The 22059-nt window shown below is 31.8% G+C and carries 18 protein-coding genes; all 18 read right to left on the reverse strand.

What is annotated here, in order from left to right:
- Positions 1 to 11 precede the first annotated feature (11 nt).
- Positions 12 to 4643 carry a G protein-coupled receptor family protein gene (locus tag BMY18_RS16035; protein WP_092455901.1) on the reverse strand — a complete coding sequence of 1544 codons (4632 nt, stop codon included), beginning with the start codon at positions 4641 to 4643 and terminating at the stop codon, positions 12 to 14.
- The gene (locus BMY18_RS16040; protein ID WP_092455903.1) at positions 4644 to 5204 is read right to left on the reverse strand and encodes a hypothetical protein; all 561 of its coding nucleotides are present in this window, start codon (positions 5202 to 5204) and stop codon (positions 4644 to 4646) included.
- Positions 5205 to 5492: 288 nt separating this feature from the next.
- Positions 5493 to 6401: a hypothetical protein gene (locus BMY18_RS16045; protein ID WP_092455905.1), complete on the reverse strand. Its 909-nt coding sequence runs from the start codon at positions 6399 to 6401 to the stop codon at positions 5493 to 5495.
- A 14-nt stretch (positions 6402 to 6415) separates the two neighbouring features.
- Positions 6416 to 9766, reverse strand: coding sequence for a DEAD/DEAH box helicase family protein (locus BMY18_RS16050; protein WP_092455907.1), 3351 nt, complete (start codon positions 9764 to 9766; stop codon positions 6416 to 6418).
- 15 nt (positions 9767 to 9781) lie between these two features.
- Complete coding sequence (locus BMY18_RS16055) at positions 9782 to 10345, reverse strand: hypothetical protein (RefSeq protein ID WP_092455909.1); 564 nt, start codon at positions 10343 to 10345, stop codon at positions 9782 to 9784.
- Between the two features lie 25 nt (positions 10346 to 10370).
- On the reverse strand, positions 10371 to 11546 hold the full coding sequence (locus BMY18_RS16060) for a restriction endonuclease subunit S (protein ID WP_092455912.1): 1176 nt from the start codon (positions 11544 to 11546) through the stop codon (positions 10371 to 10373).
- A gap of 3 nt (positions 11547 to 11549) precedes the next feature.
- On the reverse strand, positions 11550 to 13010 hold the full coding sequence (locus tag BMY18_RS16065) for a type I restriction-modification system subunit M (protein WP_092455914.1): 1461 nt from the start codon (positions 13008 to 13010) through the stop codon (positions 11550 to 11552).
- Positions 13011 to 13251: 241 nt separating this feature from the next.
- Positions 13252 to 14808: a KAP family P-loop NTPase fold protein gene (locus BMY18_RS16070; protein ID WP_170841443.1), complete on the reverse strand. Its 1557-nt coding sequence runs from the start codon at positions 14806 to 14808 to the stop codon at positions 13252 to 13254.
- A gap of 70 nt (positions 14809 to 14878) precedes the next feature.
- Complete coding sequence (locus BMY18_RS16075; RefSeq protein WP_092455918.1) at positions 14879 to 16207, reverse strand: KAP family P-loop NTPase fold protein; 1329 nt, start codon at positions 16205 to 16207, stop codon at positions 14879 to 14881.
- Positions 16208 to 16442: 235 nt separating this feature from the next.
- A complete protein-coding gene (locus BMY18_RS16080) occupies positions 16443 to 16844 on the reverse strand; it encodes a hypothetical protein (protein WP_092455920.1) in 402 nt (133 codons plus the stop codon).
- A 79-nt stretch (positions 16845 to 16923) separates the two neighbouring features.
- Entirely contained in the window at positions 16924 to 17121 is a 198-nt protein-coding gene (locus BMY18_RS16085; protein WP_092455922.1) for a hypothetical protein, read from the reverse strand.
- A gap of 813 nt (positions 17122 to 17934) precedes the next feature.
- The gene (locus tag BMY18_RS16090) at positions 17935 to 18258 is read right to left on the reverse strand and encodes a hypothetical protein (RefSeq protein WP_092455924.1); all 324 of its coding nucleotides are present in this window, start codon (positions 18256 to 18258) and stop codon (positions 17935 to 17937) included.
- 159 nt (positions 18259 to 18417) lie between these two features.
- Entirely contained in the window at positions 18418 to 18633 is a 216-nt protein-coding gene (locus tag BMY18_RS16095) for a DUF4314 domain-containing protein (RefSeq protein WP_092455926.1), read from the reverse strand.
- On the reverse strand, positions 18617 to 19018 hold the full coding sequence (locus BMY18_RS16100) for a DUF3846 domain-containing protein (protein ID WP_092455928.1): 402 nt from the start codon (positions 19016 to 19018) through the stop codon (positions 18617 to 18619). The genes BMY18_RS16095 and BMY18_RS16100 overlap by 17 nt, the downstream gene beginning before the upstream one ends.
- The gene (locus BMY18_RS16105) at positions 19002 to 20243 is read right to left on the reverse strand and encodes a DUF262 domain-containing protein (RefSeq protein ID WP_092455930.1); all 1242 of its coding nucleotides are present in this window, start codon (positions 20241 to 20243) and stop codon (positions 19002 to 19004) included. Before BMY18_RS16105 ends, BMY18_RS16100 begins: the two co-directional genes overlap by 17 nt.
- Positions 20230 to 20397, reverse strand: a complete 168-nt coding sequence (locus BMY18_RS21160) for a hypothetical protein (RefSeq protein WP_170841444.1) — start codon at positions 20395 to 20397, stop codon at positions 20230 to 20232. The genes BMY18_RS16105 and BMY18_RS21160 overlap by 14 nt, the downstream gene beginning before the upstream one ends.
- Positions 20398 to 20541: 144 nt before the next feature.
- The gene (locus tag BMY18_RS16110; RefSeq protein ID WP_092455932.1) at positions 20542 to 21585 is read right to left on the reverse strand and encodes a hypothetical protein; all 1044 of its coding nucleotides are present in this window, start codon (positions 21583 to 21585) and stop codon (positions 20542 to 20544) included.
- 187 nt (positions 21586 to 21772) lie between these two features.
- Positions 21773 to 22051 (reverse strand): hypothetical protein, encoded by a 279-nt coding sequence (locus BMY18_RS16115; RefSeq protein WP_092455934.1) that lies wholly within the window; start codon positions 22049 to 22051, stop codon positions 21773 to 21775.
- Between the last annotated feature and the right edge of the window lie 8 nt (positions 22052 to 22059).

Consider the following 22059-nt stretch of genomic DNA (forward strand, 5'->3'; position numbering starts at 1 on the left):
TTATCAGTCTATTAACAACCTTTTTTACCTCCTGCTCTCATACTTTTAACTCTAGATATACTTCTGGCTTTATTAAGCTTTATAGCATTACCTGTACTTTTCTTGTTCATCCTAGTTAATTTGACGTTAGACTTACTTGAATGATTTTCAGCTCTAGCAATCTGTCTTTCTGTCCCATTTTCTTTTAATTTATTGTATTTGTTATTACCCTTTTCAATTTTAGCTTTACCCTTCATAATCTTTTCATCATATGAAGCCTGTTTGCTTTCAAATTTATTAGTCTTCTTTTCTGCTTGTAAGTATTTCTTTTCATATTTATTTTGCCTATGAGCAGTATCTGGTCTATTTGATTCACTTCTTAACTTAGGATTGGTATTAATATTGGTTGGATTAGATACCCCATTTATGCCTTGAACATCGTTTTTCCCTCTAATGGTAGATGCAACCTTACCAATAGTTCCTCCAGTAATTGTGGCTAATACTCCACCACCCATACCTGCAAGTGATGTACCTACCACCTTTGCATACTTAACACATTCTTTTGCTGCTTTCCTTACAATTCTCCAGTAAAGGACTACTATCACAGCATTTACTACAATCATTACAAGCAGTGTCATCGTTGGGTCACCAAGCGATATTAAATATCCACCTCTGTTTGTGACCGATGTATTACCATTTGACATAAATAGTGAAATAAGCCATGCGAACCCCACACTGACACACAAGAACTTTAGTAATGGGTACACTAAACTATTACTAAGCACTTTTATAAGATTTATTTCAATCTGTAATGATGCCGATAAAATCACCAGTATACTCATAAAAAATATCGCAAGTATGAAAAATAACTTTAGTGCTGGTATAGCATAAACTGCAAATACATCAAGTACAATCATTATTATACCTGTAAAGATACTTGAATTATTTACAATCCTTGTATAAATACTTTCTCCAGTGCTTGACTGCAAATCCTCACCTGATGCCTCAGAAAGAATCAGTCTTAAGTAAGCATCATAACTGAAGTTCTTTAACTCATAACATTGTGGGTATAAATTATAACCCTCACTAAGAAACGATGTTTGACTAAACTCTTTATTAAAATTAAATGTTTCCATCATAGCTGCAGATGTATTTAATACATCATCTGAAAAGTTATAATAATCCATCAGCTGAAGCAAGTCTGTATAAGAATCTTTGCTAACATTTATTATCTTTTGCTCAACTGTTGTTAAATCAGCTTCTGTTAATCCCCAGTACTCCATTTCACTTCTAGAGAAAACCATATATCTTCCCTCAGTTATTTCACCTGAAGTATCAGCCTTATAATAAGATGATGGATTAAGTGGATCTTCTACATAAAACTTGCTTCCTAGGACTTCAATGTTCTGACCTTTTGCATAGTCACAATCATACATAGTATCTACCCAAGGAGTGTACATATTGAATAATTGAGCTACATTTGCATTGTGCCAATACTTGTAATAAAGTTCGGAATCTGTTCCTGCCGATTTTACATCATCAGGTACTAATAATGTACTACCATCATATTGTAAGTCAACATCTGGATATAGCCATAATCCATTCGCATTATCCCAATCAACTACTACATCATTCGCTGCTTTCAAATAAGGAATAACAAATGTAAAGAGTGACTTCATATCCATGTAATCACGCATTTCTCCGTATCCCGAAGCACCTTCAGTCTCTTTTACATTATTATAAAAATAATCACCATCACCCAGTAAGAATAAATTCTTATATGGGAAATTCGAATCTACAATACCTGCTTCCTCACTACTTGCAGAGCCTAACTGGTCTTGCAAATTCCAACTGAAATAATAGAATGGAGATTCTGTATAAATGCCATATGCAAATGTAGCGATTTCTTTTTCTGATAAACTTACATCAGCATTACTGAAATCTGCTATTGTTGTGTCAAAGTTGGTCTGTTCAATACCTGCCACTTGAAAACCAGTCAATGAAGCATTATCCAAACCATTTTTTATTGCTCCTGAAACTGTATTGCTTGTAAGTGCCGCAGTAAATCTTCTATTACAAGTTAAATCCCAAGCATTTGTACCTGAAAGCGTATTGTAACTGAATCCCAAATTCACTGAACTCTGTAATGAGTTATTATTACTTGTCGATGTATATGTCTTATATACATTATACAAATTATTTCCACTAGTTGATGTAATATAATCAATGTAGGGTGTTCCCATCTTATTTTTAAATTTGCTAGAGGATAAAGCTTTATAGCTATATGTTGCATAACTACCAATATCAGTGTAGCTTCTGTAAAGATATAGCTGTTTTGCACTACCTGTGTAATCTTCTCCGCTAAGGTTTTGGCTCAATACCCCACCTATTAGGGAAGTCATTTGATTACTCTTTGTAGAAACATTTAGTTCTTCTTCGATATTGGCTAAATAATTATCTTTCTTTGGACACATCCATTTAAGGGTAACAATAGAAGAATCTGAAGCATTATTTTCTGTTTGACTATTAAATAAAGTGAGCAGATAATCTGAATACTCTCCATTTTTTATTGCACTTTGAATATCTGTAATGTACTGCTCATGTTGCACTAATGCCCAGTAAGTAAATTTACTACTATAGATATTATCACATGCGCTGTTTGATATATTTATTGTAGCATTTATCATAATAGGTGGTAGGAAAGCACATATTGAAAAAACTAAAATACCTAAAAATGCCTTTTGGAATGTTAAGCTTCCTATGAGTACATAACCCATCATTATTAAAGTAATTATAATGATTATATATACATAGAAACTATCATACTCGTTTAAAAGATAATTAGTCCACTCCATATCATGTAAATTGGGAACTGTTACATAACCTGAAAATCCAAGATACTTTGTAATACCTGTTGTACTATTTGCCGAAGTATTACCAACCATATCTTGATGCCAACCAACCAAAATACCTGAAACCTTATTTTTAAACCACGTAGATACATAGGCGACACCTTCTGTTGGATGTAAGAAGTAATAAGCCATAGACTTAAGCTCTCTATCCATACTTTCCGCTGACATTGCTAATTCTGATATCTTTAATGTTCCAGTGCCTGGACTTGGTAAACTATCCTTATTGAATCTGTAGTTAACATGTCCACCAACTGCATCTTTTTCTTCAAAATATGCAAAACAATAACTTGTGTAGATACCTGCTAAATACTTCTTAGCAGAATCGCCAGTAATTATATTTAAGCCACAATCACCTGCTGCTAACACATTACTGAATTTATTACCAGTTGTACTTAAATGACTTGTTAAAGAACTACCCTTATCATCTGAAAATATTCCATATTTTGATGTCGCCATCGTCTTCGTATTTGCAGCTGAGAAAGCCTGAACAGTGTCAAAGAAAATAAAATCATCTATAACATTTACATTCGATGTATCGGCTCCTTTAATTGTACTCCAATCCAATCCTGTTGTGGTATTCCAATAAGTCGAGATATCAAATTCTGAAACACAATTACCGCCACTATTATATTTTTCAAGCAGGCTATCGAACAACTTAGTACCATCTGTCTGCTCTGCCCATTCAACAAATAGAAAACTCTTTATATCACTCCAGCCTGTTGTTTTATCCCCTCTAACTAATCTCCACAAACTATCTGGCGAGGATTTATATTTTATACTAACAGTAGTCTTATCTTTGTAGCTTGATGCATCACTTGTAACCAATCTGCCCTCTTCCGAAAGAGTTAACGAATATAGATTTACTAAGTTTACTGAATCACCTGCATTCATACCATCTTTAGTCCATGCAAATGAGTTCATACAAGCAGGCATTAAAATATACTGTCTTGTGCCACAATCTACAATAATATTTCCAAAAGCATCAACATATAATTGCCAAGATAAGCAAGATGCCTTATATAATTCATCTGTCGTGTATTTATTTAATAACTCACTGAATGTATCAGATGTTGGAGAAACACAATCCTCCTCCGCACTTAGACCTAATATATTTGAACCATACCCCGTTTCTAGTTTTAATGACTCAAATATCATATTCATTACTGTTGTACTTGCTGTATAATCTCCATTAACATTTCCTTCATATACAGTACTTGTTTTTTCATTTGAATTTGTCCAATATAACCTAAATTTTGTATAGCCTGCTTTTACAAGATCTTCATTTTTATGTACACTTATGAAACTAAAATAACTACAATTACCAATATCATACCAAGTACCATCAGCTTTTCCTAAACCTAATTTTAACTCTGTTGCTGATGACTGAGATATTCCCTGAACTGTTTCTACTAAGTTTTTCGCTATTGTTTCATCAAAATTAAGTGAATCAGTTAAGAATGATACCATACTCTTCTTTGTTTCATCATCATTATCAGTAGTATTAATCTGTGTATTCCAAGGAATATAAGAATTTGAAAGAAATACTCCAATTATCCTTAACTGGTCAGCTGATAAAGTATCCTCAGTGAAATCAGAAGTTTGCTTATCTGCTGCCATTCCAATGTAATCAGATAGTCTATCTTTTGAATCTGCATATACTTTTATGCTGAAACTGCTAATAATTGTAGAAAATAACAGCATCATACTTAAGATACCTATAAATATTCGCTTTCTAAAATTTGCCTTTGACATTTATATCACCTCACAAAAGATGCCTACTGCTATCAGCATTATAAGGAAAATAACTAGGAGTACTAAGACAATTAAATCACTATAAATTAATCTCTTTTTTATAGTACCATCTGAATCTCTATATACCTTCAACGCTCCATTTTCATCAAATGAAAGTCTTCCTAAAGTGAAAAGCTCCAGTCTATCAGATACCCCATTTAGCTCTATTCTGTCTTTGATATATGATGATATACAAATACCAATGGCATATACTAGAAAAAAAGCAATCCAACCTACTATAACAATACCTAATGTTAGAAATATATCAGCAACTGATCTTGACTGACTAACAGAACTGTCTTTCCATTGTATAATCTGTTTAATATCTTCCTCTGTAAAATTTACTATCTTCTTGGAACTACTAAAAAGATTAAATAGTAACTCAACTATAGAGACTAAACTAAATAAAAATCCCATTGCTAAAAGATAGTTTATACCATTCTTGAAATCCTGAATGGAAAATCCCTTGTCACATAACCCATCTTTTACATGTACCTTTTTCTTATCAAACCATTTTCGCATATCACATACCTCCGATTTTTTATAGTTACTGTTATAAAGCTACAAACTATAAAATCTCTTAGGTAATAACTGAATTAGTAAGTTCATATGCATATAGAACACTTAAAATCTGGGGTTTTCTCGAAGAAAGCTAGAGAACTTGATTGGCAGAAGATTAGCTGCCGAAATTTGATTACTTATCAATAAGTTGCTTTGATATAACTCAAGGCTGATAGTATGATCTCATAGGAAATATGATAACAAAAAAGACTCAAGTATTTCTACCTAAGTCCTATGCCTACACATATTCTAAAATTCTTCTATCTTAGTTTTTATTTTTTCTTTACTCGATAGTTCATGTCCATACCAAAAGCATAGTGGTTGAGTTCCTCTAACCACTATATATGTATCATACATCTCTTTTTGAGTATTATAATTAATACCCTTTAACTCTGCACGACATTTACACTTAGTAACGACATAATTATCGGTAACTAAATCAAATCTCATATCAGCACTAATTCTACCATCATATTTATCGATTGATTCTTTTATCTCTTTTCTTCTTTCCGCATCAATTAAAACTGTAATTTTAAAACTTGCTTTCTTTTCCTGTATTGCAACCCTTGAATAATTATTATCTATATTTGATGCAAAAAGACACGCTTTCATTCTAAATGTATCCTCGTCACTTACAAAAAGATCAAATTCTTCTACATATATCAAAGCTGGATACCCTTTTATAGGTTTTAGATCAACATTACATTCAAACCCCATCTTTGTCTCACCAAGTTCTTCTTTATAGCTATTATCTTGTAACATCTGTTCATAATGGGTTTCATAATTGCATGGGATATTCGAAGAAAAAGTAAACTCCAATGCTTCTAAAAGTGCAAAGCAAGAATAATTCGCAATGAAATTGTCATCTTCTCTTTGCTTGAATTGTTCTTGTAGACTGATGTTTAATTTATTAAGTCTGTTATTTTGCTTATATGCAACTGCACCTAATATTGCAGTACCACAAGCAGCTAAACCTGCTCCATAAAACTCCAACACATCTTTTGCTTCCCATAATACTTTTTGTTCGGAATTATACATATATAGCTTGTTTACAGTAAATGGAATGTAAACAAATATAAATAGGGAAGCTAAAATTACACCTATAATCGCACCTATAATCACAAACATTTTCTTAACAAATTTCATCATTTCTCCCATCTTACAAACAACCTCTAAGCAATATCTTCAGAGTTTTTCCTTATATCTTCCACAACATCAAGAATCTGCTTTGCAGTAGACATATCTTCTCTAAATATAGAAGTAATACTACCAATGCTTCTGAATGGCTCTTGCATCAATACATTATTATCGTCAATATTTCCATTGGCTGCTATATAATCAATTATAAGAGTTACAAAGTTCATCTGATTAGCATTTAGATTTTGTTCAGATAAGAAATTACTAAATGCCTCATTTAATGCAGCTCTCTCGATTCCTGTCACTTTTCTAACCAATCTGCCTACTGGCGTATTCCCGTACTCTTTTTCATAGTCAGCTTTGGAGCCGAGTTCATTCCAAAGAATTCTTTCCAACTCCTTAAGTTCAGATTCTGATAATCTCTTATTATTACGCAATTTATATACTGCTAAGTTTTCCTTATGCTCTTTAAGATAAAATTCAACTTTTTTCTTATAATCCTTCATCACATTAGTCGTGAAAACTGGATCACCTTCAGCATAATCTACAATTTCGTCTTGAAAATCTGTATAATATGGTTTTCGTTCTCCATATTCGATAAGTCTTATTAAATCCTTTAATGCTGTTCTGACAGTTTCTAAGTGAATGACATTAACATTATCCCAAAAGTCTTGACCTATAACTGATTCTATAATTTCTTTTTTTGCCTTAACCTGTGGAATATTATACATACTAGAAAGAACTGTGGCTGTAGTGACAACTATACTAATAGGTTTTGAAGCATCTTTACTCTGTAATAAAGCAAGCTCAATCGTATACATTAAGTAGTTAAATCTTCTAGCAATATCATCCTCGCTTGTTGGCATAACAATAGGTGCTATATGTTCTTTAATCTCAGAAACTTGAAGCGTTTCTAATATACCCCATGAAGCTAATCTGCGATATTTTTCAACATGTCTCATATGATTTTTCACATAAAAACTATTATCATTCAGCTCAATAACTGTATCACATAAATTTAGTACTAAATCAGCTCTGTATTTTGAATAGACTTCATCTGTTGTATATTGAGGTAACTGAAGCTCTCTGGCTATCATCATTTTAAGGTTATATGTTTTTTCATTATAGTTTTCTTGTATGCCAGTCTCTGTACCAGTAACACCTGCTGAAAAGAAATCAATATTATTGCAGAAATCAAATACATAAAATTTTTCCTTATTCTGTCCTTCACCCAATAGGTTTTCACATAATCTTGTACCTCTACCAATCATCTGCCAGAACTTACTACAAGACCTAACTTTTTTAAAGAATACAAGATTAACTATTTCAGGAATATCAATACCTGTATCAAGCATATCAACACTTACCGCTATTTGTGGCATTTTTTCTTTGATTGAGAAGTCATCGATTAATGTATCTACATAATTAATACTGTAATCTATCTGCTTAATATAAGCATCTCCATACTCTGGAAATAGAATATTAAACCTCTCGACTATACATTTTGCATGCTTAGTGCTTTTTGCAAATACTATTGTTTTACCAAGTTTAGTACCGCTCTCTACTTTGATACCTTTTTCCATTACTTCTTTTAATATTAAATCGATAGTGTTGGCATTAAAAAGCCACTCATTTATTGCAGAATTTGATACAGTATCATTTATTTCTTCATCATCTTCAAATGTTTTTTCAAACTCTTCTTTTTCTTCATCAGGTAAGTCTTTGTACTTAATTCCATCCCTCATTATTCTTGTTTCATATTTTTTGGGTTCGTACGTTACAAGATATCCCTCTTCAACTGCCTTGTCCAAATCATAGTTAAAAGTAGGTACACCTCGTTCAAGGTCAAATACACTATACGTATTCTTATCAATCTCACTCTTTGGTGTAGCTGTTAAACCCAAAAGCATACCATCAAAATAATCAAATATTTCCTGATACTTTTTATATATACTTCTGTGACTTTCATCTATAATAATCAAATCAAAATGTGCAGGCGTAAATAATCTATTTCCAAACTTACTTTTTGTTTCATCAATAGCATTCATCATTGTTGGATATGTAGAAAAAATCATACGTGCCTGTTCAGGACTATCCTTGGAATCTAATAGATTACATAATGGTAAATCAGGCAACATATTAGAAAAGTTCTTTTTAGCTTGTTTTACAAGCGTTTTTCTATCTGTTAAAAACAAAATATTTTTAATATAATTATGGCGTCTTAACACATCAACAATACTGATACTAACTCTTGTCTTTCCACTACCAGTAGCTTGTACTATAAGCATTTTTCTATGCTTAGATGTAATTGCTTCACAAACTCTTACAATAGCTTCTTTCTGATATGGTCTATCCGTTATAGCATCGTTTATCTCAATATTCTCCAAAGGTATAAGTTGAATACGTCTATCAACCATGAGCTGAAGTTCTTCTTTTGTGAATACCCTAGAGACCCTTCTTCGTGGATATCCTGCACAATCATCTGTTAAATATACCTCAAAGCCATTACTTGTGAATATGATTGGTCTACGATTATATTGGTTCTGCAAACAATCAGCATATAATTTAGCTTGCTGACTACCCACAATTGTATCTACACTTGTTTTCTTTGCTTCTAATACTGCAAGTGGTAAACCATCATTTCCATATAATACATAATCAACATAACCTAATCCTGCTGTATTAGGCATTCCTGTTACTTCAACCTCTTCCAAGCAATCTTTACCAGTAACCCAACCAGCTTCTTTTAAATCTAAATCAATATATCTCTTTCTTGTCTCTGCCTCTGAAACTCTATCAACCTTAAACTTTCTGCCTTGCTTATTGTCTAACCGAGCTGCCGTCATATCTGCTCTAAGTCCTTGATTCTCCTTGCTTAAGTCATCAAGCTTTCTATCCTTACTGCTTAACTGTTCATACAAATCTTTTAACTCTTCAGGGCGTCTCTTCCGCTCCTCACTCTTTTCAAGTAAGCTCTCATCGAATACACTTTCCTGATATTCGCCTGAATAACAATATTCAATCCATTTACAAAACTCAAATAAGTTTCTAAGTGATAGAACTGCATCATCTCTTCTTATAACACCATTTGTATGTACTGCAATATTTCCAAGCTTAACAATATACTTTAACTTAGGAAAAAGACTAGGGTCTATGATACCCCGAAAAGAATCTGCATGAATTAGGCTCGATAAATTATCCTGATAAGGTACAATTAACGCACCATCATAGGAATAAACCCATCTAACTGCCAGTTCTAATGCTCTCCTTGAAAGAATGGCGCTTGTTGCTGAAGATACCAAAAGGCTCTTCTCCGCTTCTATTGCCTGATCTGCAAATGAATCATATTGCTTATTCTTTTTTATAAAATCAAAATTTGTACACATAACTACAATTCCCTCCTATTGTACCTTCATACGTATTGAGTCTAGATGTTCGGATATACGTTTTAAATAATTTTCTGTTTTACTTAAGTTACTAGCGTTGCTGTCTGTATGCCCCACACAATCTATATACTGCACATTTAATTCATACTCTTCAGTATATTTTTTCATACTACTTGTTAAACTTTCATACTCAATTTTTACTTTATAACTACTTTCAGCAGTCTTATCTCTTTCTTCTATTACTATAAATTGTAGAACTTGGCTCGGTGCTAATATTGTATTTTCAATAAATTTAGTATTATTGTTAGTACTGTTAATTTTTAAGTTTGGTTCAATAGACAACTCAAGAATTTTCGCCCCAGTTTTGCCATAATTTTTAACTTGTAGATAAAAGCACATATCCCTTGCATCACTTATTAAATTAGCAAAAACATATGGTCTGCTCTCTGCTTCCCTTGTTTCTTTTATCTCATTAATTGACTTTCTATTATAATAAACTATTATTATAGTAGCGATTACATATACTGCAGTTAATAAGCACATTACAAAACCTTGATTATTATTCATCCAACTTATCATTCTTATATCTCCCCTTTATTAGTAATTAATCTTCTGGAAATAACTCACCTTTGAATGCTCTCTGCATTAATGAATTAAAGTTACCCTCTAGTTCTGATAGGCTCTGCTGTAATACAAGTTTCTGTTTGTCGACTTGTTGTACGAAAGTGGCAAATTGGTTTTGAATTTCTAAAGGTGGTAAAAATGTATTCATATCTTTCAGTTTTCCAATAGTTAAAGCACTATAGGCACTGCCTGCTGAAATATCTTTCTTATAGTAGTCGATCAAATCAGTTAATGCATATTTAAAATATGTAGATTCAAAAATAGAATTTGATTTAATCCATAGTAAATTTCCATCCTTAAAATAAAACTGCTCATTATTATCGACTACCCATATTACGCCTATTGTCCCTACAGCAGATATTAATATATCATTTTTTTTTGGTACCTCATATTTATTTAATATATCTTCATATCTAGTACTAGATATAAATAGTTGTGTACTAATATTATTACCTTTACTAAGTTCTACGATTTCTTTTGTTCTATAAAATGGAACGCCTTCATCAACATACTCGCTTTCAAAAATCCTTTTACTTGAAGTTATATCACACACCTCAGATAATCTGGAATAACCCCACCTTTTAGGATTAGTTATAATATCTCCAAACATCTCCACAAATCGGGATTTGATTAGCTCATCACATGCATCTATCTGCTGCTTACGCTTGTCTATGAGAGATTGGGCTGCGTCGAGGACTTGGACAATCTTTTTCTGAGTATCTATATTAGGTAATGGAACAGTTATTTCATCTAGCATTTTTTTAGTAAATTGATTAATAGTAGTGGTCGCTCCAGAAATCAACTGTCGATGAAAGTATGGTGAATTAAAGTAATGAACTAAGTACTTATTGTTCTTACTTCTATATACCATCATAAATGCTCCAAATGTCATGGTTTCATGTTGTTGTTCTATAATTGCAGATTTACCAACCAGCTTTGCGCTACCATTTCGGCTACAGATTAAAATATCTTCATCTTTTAACATTAATTTCTTATTTATGTTTTTTTTAACTCTAACTGTATCTTTCAAATCAATTTTATTATTTTGTATGTTTCCTGAACGTAATACAATGATACCTTCATCTGAAACATCCTCTGGTTTATACGTCAAGCCTATAAAGCCTTCTCCTATATTCCCTAATTTTACATATCCCATCACTTAATCCTCCAACATCTTTCCAAGCTCCTGTAACCCCACTTGGATGTCTGCTTCTAGAGAATTTATTCTGCCCAAAATAACTCTTGGACTATCATACTTTACTTCTTCATACTCTATCTCTTTATACTTATTGATAGATAAGTCATAATCATTAGCAATTATCTCTTCTACTGGTACGAAAAAGCTTTGGTCTTTACGAGTTCTATCATTCTCATTTTCTAAATTATTATAGCGTTCTATAATATCAGGAATATTATTAGCATCAATTGGCTGTCTCTTATCATCTAAGCTATAACCGTCTGCTTTCATATCATAAAACCAAACTTTGTCAGTTCCTCCCAATCCTGTTTTAGTGAAGATTAATATTGCAGTTGAAACTCCTGCGTAAGGCTTGAATACCCCAGATGGCATAGAAATGATAGCTTCTAGCTTGTTATTATCAATAATTTCCTTACGTATTTCTTTGTGAGCATTACTACCACCAAAGAGAACACCATCTGGTACGATTGTCGCACTTCTACCACCATTCTTAAGAATACGTAAATTTAAAGCTAAGAATAATAATTCTGTTTTCTTAGTCTTTGTAACCTTCAACAAATCAGCACTTACTGCTTCAAAATCCAAACTACCCTTAAAAGGTGGATTTGCTAAAACAAGTGTATACTTCTCTTTATCTTTATTTACCTCAGACAAGCTATCTCTGTATTCAATTGTTGGATTGTCTACGCCATGAAGCAAAAGATTCATAGCTCCTATACGTAACATTGTTCTATCCATATCAAAACCAGTAAACATTGTATTATTAAAGTGCTCTCTTAAACCTGCATTAAGGAATAAATCAGCATGATTTTGTCTTAAATAAGTTTGAGACTCAACTAAGAATCCTGCACTTCCCATTGCAGGGTCTATAATAAAGTCACTTGGTGTAGGCTTCATAAGGTTAACCATCATTTGGATAATATGACGTGGAGTTCTAAATTGTCCATTTGTGCCTGCTGTTGCAATCTTTGAAAGCAGATACTCATATAAATCGCCTTTAGCATCTGCATCACTAAGGTCAAGACTATCGATACCATCTACTATTTTAGATAACATCGCAGGTGTAGGTATTTTAAATATCGCATCCCCCATATATTTTGCATAAGCTGAATCACCATCTGTATGCAAATTCTTTATAAATGGAAATACCCCATTTATAATTGTAGTATACATTTCTTCTGATGAACCTAAATTCTTAAACTTGCTCCAACGAAACTGCTGGCAATTTTCTGGGAACATACCAACATAATCAAGTTTCAAGAAGTTTGCTTCTTCTTCTTTTCTTGTCTCAACATCATCTAATTGCTTTATGAACAATAAATAAGTAAATTGCTCTATAACCTCAAGAGGATTACTAATTCCTCCTGTCCAAAACGTTTCCCAAATTCTATCTACTTTACTTCTTAATTCACCTGTTATCACTGATGTATCTCCTTTTGCATTATCTCGCTAAATTATACCAAAATTTAGTATAAAATACTACTCAATCAAGTTATAATTCGCCTTATATTTATATTGTAAATAATATTCTATAAACTGTACTATATTCGGTACTTGGATTACTCTCTGTTACCATGACCTACCTATAGCTATTAAAACACTCAGATAATACCCCATCCTTGTAAATAAACCTGAGTATCTACTATCATACTCAGGTTATTCATTAAACAATTACTTCTGCAACTGCTTCTGCATCAATGAAATCAAACATCTCTAACTGTTGATGAATATATTGTCCATATTTTAAATCCTTAATTTCTTCCCATTTTAAAATATCTGGCTTATATAATAGATTATTCAATCTGCTTCCATTAACAATCTTCGTCAAGCCACTTATTGAATTATTTGAGTTATCTGCTAATAAGATTTCATCTTCTGTTATGGAGTTAACTAAATAGCACCTCATCTTCGCTCCTCCAATTACTGATATCGTCACATTAGAAGATTCATCTCTTGAAGAATATAGAGTGATTCCTATACTTTTAATAACTTGATTCACCTTATCAACATTATCTTCAAGCCATTTATATTTTGCTACAATATTATCATTACCATACTGTCTAAATACGCCAGCTATCTCTCTTAAAAAGATATCATTAAACATTTTAACAGACTTGTACTTTAATGTAACAAAATATAAATACATGCAATGCGCCTCATAATATCCGTAATCCTTTAAGAATGTATTTAACATAATATTATATGTTGTTAGAATAGTATCTACGTCTCTTAAGCTTAATTTGAATTCTAATACTAAATCGTTGATAAACTCTTCTATTTTGCCTGCATCCATTAATGCGACATCTTTATCAAATTCCTCGTTTTGATCCTTGAGCATTTTCATCTTATTTTTTATATAGACACCTGTGTCTGCTTTTGGCATCCTGCTAATATAATCGAAAAATCTACACAAATACCCCGTTGCATCCATCTCATGACCATATACTGTCCTTATAGAACAGCTTAGTTGTTCTATATCCACTGCAAATATAAATACTAATCCTTTAATATCAAAAAGGTGCTTTACAATCTCCAATAATTCAATTGCAAAGGTTGGCTTACAACGATCTAATTCATCTATTATTATTACCAACTTATACTTACCATCTATTGCCTCTATGTATTCTGTTAACATATCTTTTAAATTATTTATATTATCCTTGAACTCTCTATATTCTGGGAAAATCTTCGTTTTACATGAAGCAAAATCAACAAACTTAGACAAAACTTCTTCCTCAAAAGCATTCACTGCTTCTTCTCCAATAAATCTTGCAATTCGATGTTTTGCAAACCCTTTTGCTACTTTAACTACGGCTGCTCCTAATCCTTTAAGTACTTCTTCTGCTTGTTGCGCTTGCATTTCTAACTCTAATGCACCACTATCTATTAAAGCAATCATAAATGGTTCAAATGCATTATCCCAAAAATCATTCTTCCACGCATTAAATTCTATTATTTTAATTTCATCTTTAAATCCTTCATATCTACTTTCACTACTTCTATTTCCCTTCAAATAATTTTTGAACATACTAAGAAAGTAACTTTTTCCAGTTCCCCATCCTGAATCTAAAGCAATTACATATGACTCAGTATCGCTATCCCTTTTATACTTATCTGAATTGATAATTAGATTCTTTAAAAATTCTGCATAACGATCTCTACCTAAATTGTCATCTTGTTCAAAGAATTTCTCTTTATTATCCACATTGCCTTTACCCATATCATTAGTTCTCCCCATTTTTGTCTTATTTATATACAAACTAGTACAATTATTATTGGATATAGAATTTTTAAATTTTATTTAACAACATATTCAAACGTTTTATTCGCTCTTTATTCCTGTAAGAATCATTGTTATCATTATCCTTATATTTATCTGTGAAAATAGTTTCATAAATTTTAACTATCTCTTTTCTAGCATTATCATCTCTAGTAATACTATCTTTATCATCCAAGATATTAAACATATATTTCTTCATAGTTGGTGATTTTTCATAAATAGCTAGTAATTCATTTGCTCCATCTCCACTTATGAGCTTATTATAAATATTGTTATTATAAATTTTTAAGGCTGCAACAATCGGAAAAAACAGTGTATCAACATGCCTTTCCATTGTATCGAAATAATTATTCGATGAATTCCTTACAATATCCACTCCTTTATATGTTCCTTGAATATACTTATTACACTCTCTCATAGAAAAACTAAATATTTTAATTAATTCAAATATTAATATATTTATATAATAACCATCATTATTAATTAATCTTAGATTTGTTACATAATCAACTGAAGTACTATTATTAAGTTCAAATGAAAGATCGAAAAATTTATTTAAGTACTTAGTTGAATTAAATTCATTTCCATAAAATTTATTTATAGTATGACACAACTCGTTTTTATTAATTGAATATACAAATATTATCCTATCGTCATCAATAAAATGTTTGATTTTTTCTAATAATCTGATTGCGAAGTCTGGCCTGCATCTATCCAATTCATCAATAAAAACAACCAACTTGTTTGCCTTTTCAACAATTAACTGATTGAATATCTCATCCATAATCGACATTATTTCTTCCGATGTCTTAACTGAATCAAGAATATCTTTTACTTGATTTTTTTCAATTGCATTCGTTAATGTCCCTGCACCACCAAAACTAAATATATCTAATACTGAAGCTACTTTTTCAAGCAAACTACTAGTAACTACTTTCGTACTGTAAACTTTTCCATATGTTTTTATTATTGAAATCATTAAAGATGCAATAATATCATCATTATCGTCATACAACCATGCATCATAATAAACTGGCACAAATGAGTTACTCATTTCTAATTTAGATAAATATGCATCTTTTTTTACTATCTCTTCTATTCTTTTATTATTCTCGATATCAAATTTCTGATTTCTCATATAATTCAATATTTCATATATTTGCTTTATATAAAATGTTTTTCCACAACCCCAGTCTCCATTAATTGCAATGCTCATATTACCCTCAATATTATCAATTATCCCCAAGAAATCCTTAATCTCTTCATTTCTCCCCAATACATTCTTTTCTAAAGTCAACAAAATATTTTCTTCTGTTGGTGATAAATCTAATTTTTTCATACTATATCCCTCTCCTCTTTTGTATTCTATCACTCATATTATATAACAAATATGCCAATAACTCTACTTCATTTAATTAGTTCACTGGATATCGAGCTGATTCATTTTCCTTTAGTAAACTACGCAAATCATCATTGTCATTAACACCTTAATGCAATACCCCATTCTTATAAAACTGCATAAAAATAACCTGAGTATCTACTAACATACTCAGGCTAACTCTTGATTTAAATGGTTACTTTTTTGAATGAAATCGAACCACTGCATTTCTAGTACTACTTGCATAAGCATCTATATAAAATATAATTCCATCTACGCATTGATATATAAGTTCATCTTGAAGTTTTTCAACATTATTATAAGTATCTATAAAATATCCCATACCTATTTCAAAATAATTATCTCTTTCCATTTCTTTTTCTATTTTCTTAAGATTTCCATATACCACTATTATTCTTTTTCTGAGCTTATCTTGCTTGGATGATAACCAGAACTCTACCACAGTTCTTCGTTTACAATAATCACTTGTTTCTATCAGCTCCAAATAATAATCCTTGTTCCATGTGTATCTTGACATTTTTGGAATATCAACTTTCTTTATTCCTTCTATAACATCCTTTTTAGATGGCGTGTCCATTATAATACCTCCTTAGGTCATACCCCATTACTTTAGAAAGATAGCCTGACCAACTGCTGCATTAATCAGGCTATCGGAACTACTTATCTTGTTGATCTTTCTCATCTATCATTTTTACCAACTTTTCCATCAACGATAAGATACCCTTTGCGAGCTCTCTAGCACTTATTTTGTTCTCCTCATCCATCTCGGCTTCATTTTCATCATCTAAGACTAACACTATGTCGTCTTTATTTGAAATTGTGCTGACACTTTTAACCTCTAATTCACTACTCATACCACTTACACCTTCTTTCTATTTTTACCATGTAAGCTGTATGAATTATCTTAGAAAATATATCAAACTAAATAGCTTCTGAGCTCTTATTTATTCTAGTGTTAGTATTTTAATATATGAACTTTTTTGTATCCTTAAAAGAATTTTATAATCAATATGATTTAAACTGTGTGTTTTGGATTGCCTCCAAGAGATAAAAGTCGGACTTTCAAGAACTGATTTAAATTACAAGTAGTACTCTAATTACCTGTAAGACTTAAACAATCTCAAATAAGCTACCAAATTTCAATCTATCTTATATTCAATTTACTTTGGCTCCAAACCCTATACATATATGCTCCAAGAGAATTGTTCAGTCTTGCAGAGTCACACTCAAAAATATAATCAAACATTTTTCCGATAAGCTACCAGAGAATCTAAAACCTATAGATAAAATTCGTTTTATCCAAAATACTGAAATATTATCGAATTCATAAAAGGTGTGCCAGATTGAACTGAAATACATATCTTGATTGTATTGAGTAGCTATAAGCAAATAATCAATTTACTATACGCTGCCTACAGAACCGACTTTTTGAAGCCATCATTCCGAAGAAAAATTCAAGCCGTTTCCGACAAAACCCAAGCCAATCGAAGAAGTATAGAGCAAAGGCTTTTAAAAGGCTGTTTGGGGCGAATTTGGAGCCGTAAAGGGCATTCGTGTTCGCAAGACCTACCCCAACTGTTCCGTAAAGGCTTCAAAGCCTCTAGCTTACTGAGTTTACACCAAACTTAACTATATTTATTGTGATTATAATCGCTAATATGATGGTGCTAATTATTATCACCAAAATCATCTTCCCATCCATACCAATGAGTAAATAAGAATACGGTTCCACACTTTTCACAAAAGCAATAATATAAATCACATACATCTCTACCACCTTGCGTTATTTTAAATTTATTGCACTCTAACACATTTAATTCAACTCCATTACAAGAATGATATGTATCTCCAAAGTCAGTTGTTGTATTTGAAAAAATTACACTCTTAACATGCTTTTTTGTCTGTAAATGTATAAAACTTTTTATGACAGAAACAGTGTAAGCAATATTTACTGGTCTGGTCGCTTCTAATTTACCTCTTTTTATTTTCATCTAGCTCTTCCTTTCGTTATATAAGAAAAAATCTCTTATCGAATTTAATTCACTAGCTATAAATCATCTTACAAAATTTATCAACCTTAAAAGAATCCTAAGGTACCCCATTTCAGATAAAAAGAAAAGACCTACATCTTTCGACATAGGTCTCATCCTCTATACACTTATGAACTTATCCTTACCAACGACTATGGCTATTGAGCCACCACTCTTCCATGACCCATGCAGTTGCATATTATCGTCAGCACACTTAACTGTAAATATATCGCCTACCTCTTTTGGAGAATAAGGGTCATCAATTCTTTCTGTTAGTTGAAGAACCATACCTTTCGGATACAACTCTTCTAACTGATTTTTACTTAATTGCTGCATGGATTACTTCACCTTCTTTTGTTTGTAATATAGCACTGCCATTTGAATATATAAGTATTGGAAGTAATGTATCATTAATAAATGAGATATCAGACTCAAGAATACTTGTAGTATTTCCATCTTTATCGTGCCTTGCAACAAATCCATTACCACAAATTATTTCAATAATATCACCTTCTTTATTTAGCCATGCTCTATTCAAAGTTAAACCTCTAATTTTTCCTTCTTCGTTCACAAAAAGGTCTAAATCAGCCTTATCATCAAGGCAAACGATTTCAATATAACCACCAACCTCTTTTTGGAAAGATTCAAGAGAATCTTCTACCTCTTTAATATAACCTTCTTGTCTTTCTTCCAACGAGTATATCTTAATTTTGTCCGCCATCTGAGTCCTCGCTCTCTGCAACTGATTCATTTTCATCAGAAATACCAGTCTGTACATCATCAACATCTACAAGACTTGGCTCATCTAAAATATCCTTAGCATTTTCGATTGGATCTTCATTACTTATGTTTTCAACATCATTTTGATCTTCGGCACATACCCCATTTGAGTTAGAATCCTCTGTATGTTCAGACTTTTCTTCGACCGGTGGAGTCATTCTGAAGTACTTATAAAAAGCATCTTTCAATACATTTAATCTGCCTTCAACATTGACTCTTTTAACATTACCACTACCTGAAAATTCCTTATAAGCTTCTGATTCACTTAAAAAGAATTCACTAAGAAATGCTTTATAACTTTCAGCTTCGATATCATTAAGGAATGCCTGCTCTGCTAAAACAATAATGATCGGTACATTATTTTTTCTTAGAAACTTAGTCTTTTCATTGAATACCCCAAGATAGCTTACGATATCTGAAAAATCATCTCTATGTGACTTAGTAAACAAATTACGCAATCTTTCAGCATACTTAAGACATTCTGACATACTAATTGATTTATAATCATTATAGTCAGAATCAAGTAGCATAACTGACTGTAATGCTAAACCAAAATCATCCTCTCTTAGTGCTTGATTAGCAGTAATGTTGATACCTTGGCTAAAAAATGGTTTTTCCAAGAGGTCTCTCATATAATTACAAATCTCTTCACCAAGCTTAGGCTTACTTTTTTGAACTGTTGAAAGAGCTACTCCACTGTTGATATTTGCAAATAGCATCTCAGCCTCTTCAGAGGTGTAGTTTTCAATACATTGAACTGAAAATCTAAATCCTGTAATAGCATCCTTACACTCATCACTCAACTCAGTAAATGTAAATCCTGCTAAATCATATACTGTACCATCAACTTCTGCCTCTGGTGTGGAACCATGAAGCTTAAATTCATTATTCATAAATGAAAATAACGTTGTTAATCGTTGCTGCCCGTCAAGTATTTCATACTTCGACTGCTGTTTTCCTTTTTCATCAAGTCCATCAGAGTCCTTCAAAAGTACAATTGGTGGTAGATAACTGTCAGCCAATAATGACCATACAAGCATGCTCTTAGTTATCAAATTCCACATACCAGAATGTCGCTGATATGGTAACGTACATTTTAAATTTCCCTTTTCTTCTTTCCACTTTCTTAATGTGCCCAGTCCAACTGGTAAATTACTTCTTGTCATGTGATCTCTCCTTCTTCTTGAAAAATATATTTGTTGTAACCTTGGGTAATAACTCCTCAAAATGCAGTAAATCTTGACTTCTCTGTCCTGCTACCCCATTTGTTAGTAAAACTGGATTAAAATCATTTATACTTTGAAATCCCACCAATGCCATACACTCCTTCCGATTTATTTTTGTGGTCGTATTAATCACTCTGTTTGAAAATATAATCAAGTCATTTTTAATAAATTTTTACTTTTTATTAATTTAAGCAAAAAAAAGCAACCACCTTTCGATGATTGCTTTTAAATATTTTTACTAATACCCAAAATTATTTAACATATATGCATAGGCTCTCGGTGCTAACTGAAGTACCCCATTTGGATTGTAGCAATATTCCTGACCTACTTCAGCAAAGAACTCTTGAGCACTACTTTTATAATGACCATCTTCCGAATATCCACTTGGCTGAAAGATATCTTTTTCTGCCTCATATATACTTTTCCACTCACCTGTGTTACTCAACCAACCATGAGAGTAATCTACATAGTGAAAAAACTCATGAACTACACTACTCCTAAACTTACTACCATCTGCTTCAAGAATAATTTTATGCTCATTTGTTAATGTTAATCCACACCAAGAACCAGAGCTGCCTCCATAAGTACTTGCAATATTTTTATATGTCACAAGTATCTTCCAATCAGACTTATTAAAGCCATCAACTAAATTGCCTGGAACATTAGCAAGACAACTATTTATTTCATCAATCATAGTCTTTTCTAAAGTGTCTTCTACTGTAATACCTCCTATAGTAATACCTGCTGCAAGTTTTTTCTTTCTATCAGCTTCATCTTGAATTGCCTTATTTTTTTCAATAGTGTTATCTTTAACTTCTTCTGAACAAATAAAGCAATTACGAACATAACCTGTCACTCCATCACTGGTAATCCTTACATAACTAAAGTCCCATCCTTTATCAATAACATAAACCTCTGTCCACTCATCGATGTATCCATTGGGATCACACTCAAAATCTGGTTCTGATCTCAAATATGTTTTTGTATTAACATATTTAATTTTATCCTCAGTAGATGTTTCACTGCTGGCTGCCCCATTTGAAGCTTGAATACTTTCAACCTCTTGTAAATACTCTGTCTCTTGATTGGTTATTTCGTCTTCAATTTGCCCTACCACATTTAATTCTTCTACTTGAGATGTTTCTGGCTCCTCATAAATACTATCAGAGGTATTTATTTCACTACTTCTTGCACCTACATCTGTCATCGTAAAAACTGATACACCTACCAATATAACTACCATTAATCCTACAGATAAAACTAACTGCCTTTTTCTCCTCATTACAAATTTCTCCTTTAAAAATAGATTTCCTTTTACATGATTTTGTATTTATATTGAGACTTCCAAATTCAACTGTATAAAAATTCTATATTTAAAAATTCAAAAAGGTCTTGAAGAATTTACTCCTCAAGACCTTTTATACTTAATATATCTAATGCTATCTATTTTTAAAGTGCCAATGCACTATTTAAATATTATTTACAGCTGTTGTAGAGTAGACATCACTGTAAGGATAAACACAAATATCACTTGTGTGTTCTAATATAAATGAACTAATTAATTCTGGAAGTGAAGATATTAACTCTTTATTTGACTTACATTCGACGTAAAACAAATGCACATTATAGTCATGAAATGGTAATACTAATTGACTTGGAAACTCTGTTTTCATTACTCTACTCTTTACAATGGTCTTATATAGAGGTAAATTTAAGTTTTTGTTTATTATAAAACTGTAAAATGCCATAGGTTATT

The organism is [Clostridium] fimetarium (assembly GCF_900111235.1).
Taxonomy (GTDB): Bacteria; Bacillota; Clostridia; order Lachnospirales; family Lachnospiraceae; genus Clostridium_N; species Clostridium_N fimetarium.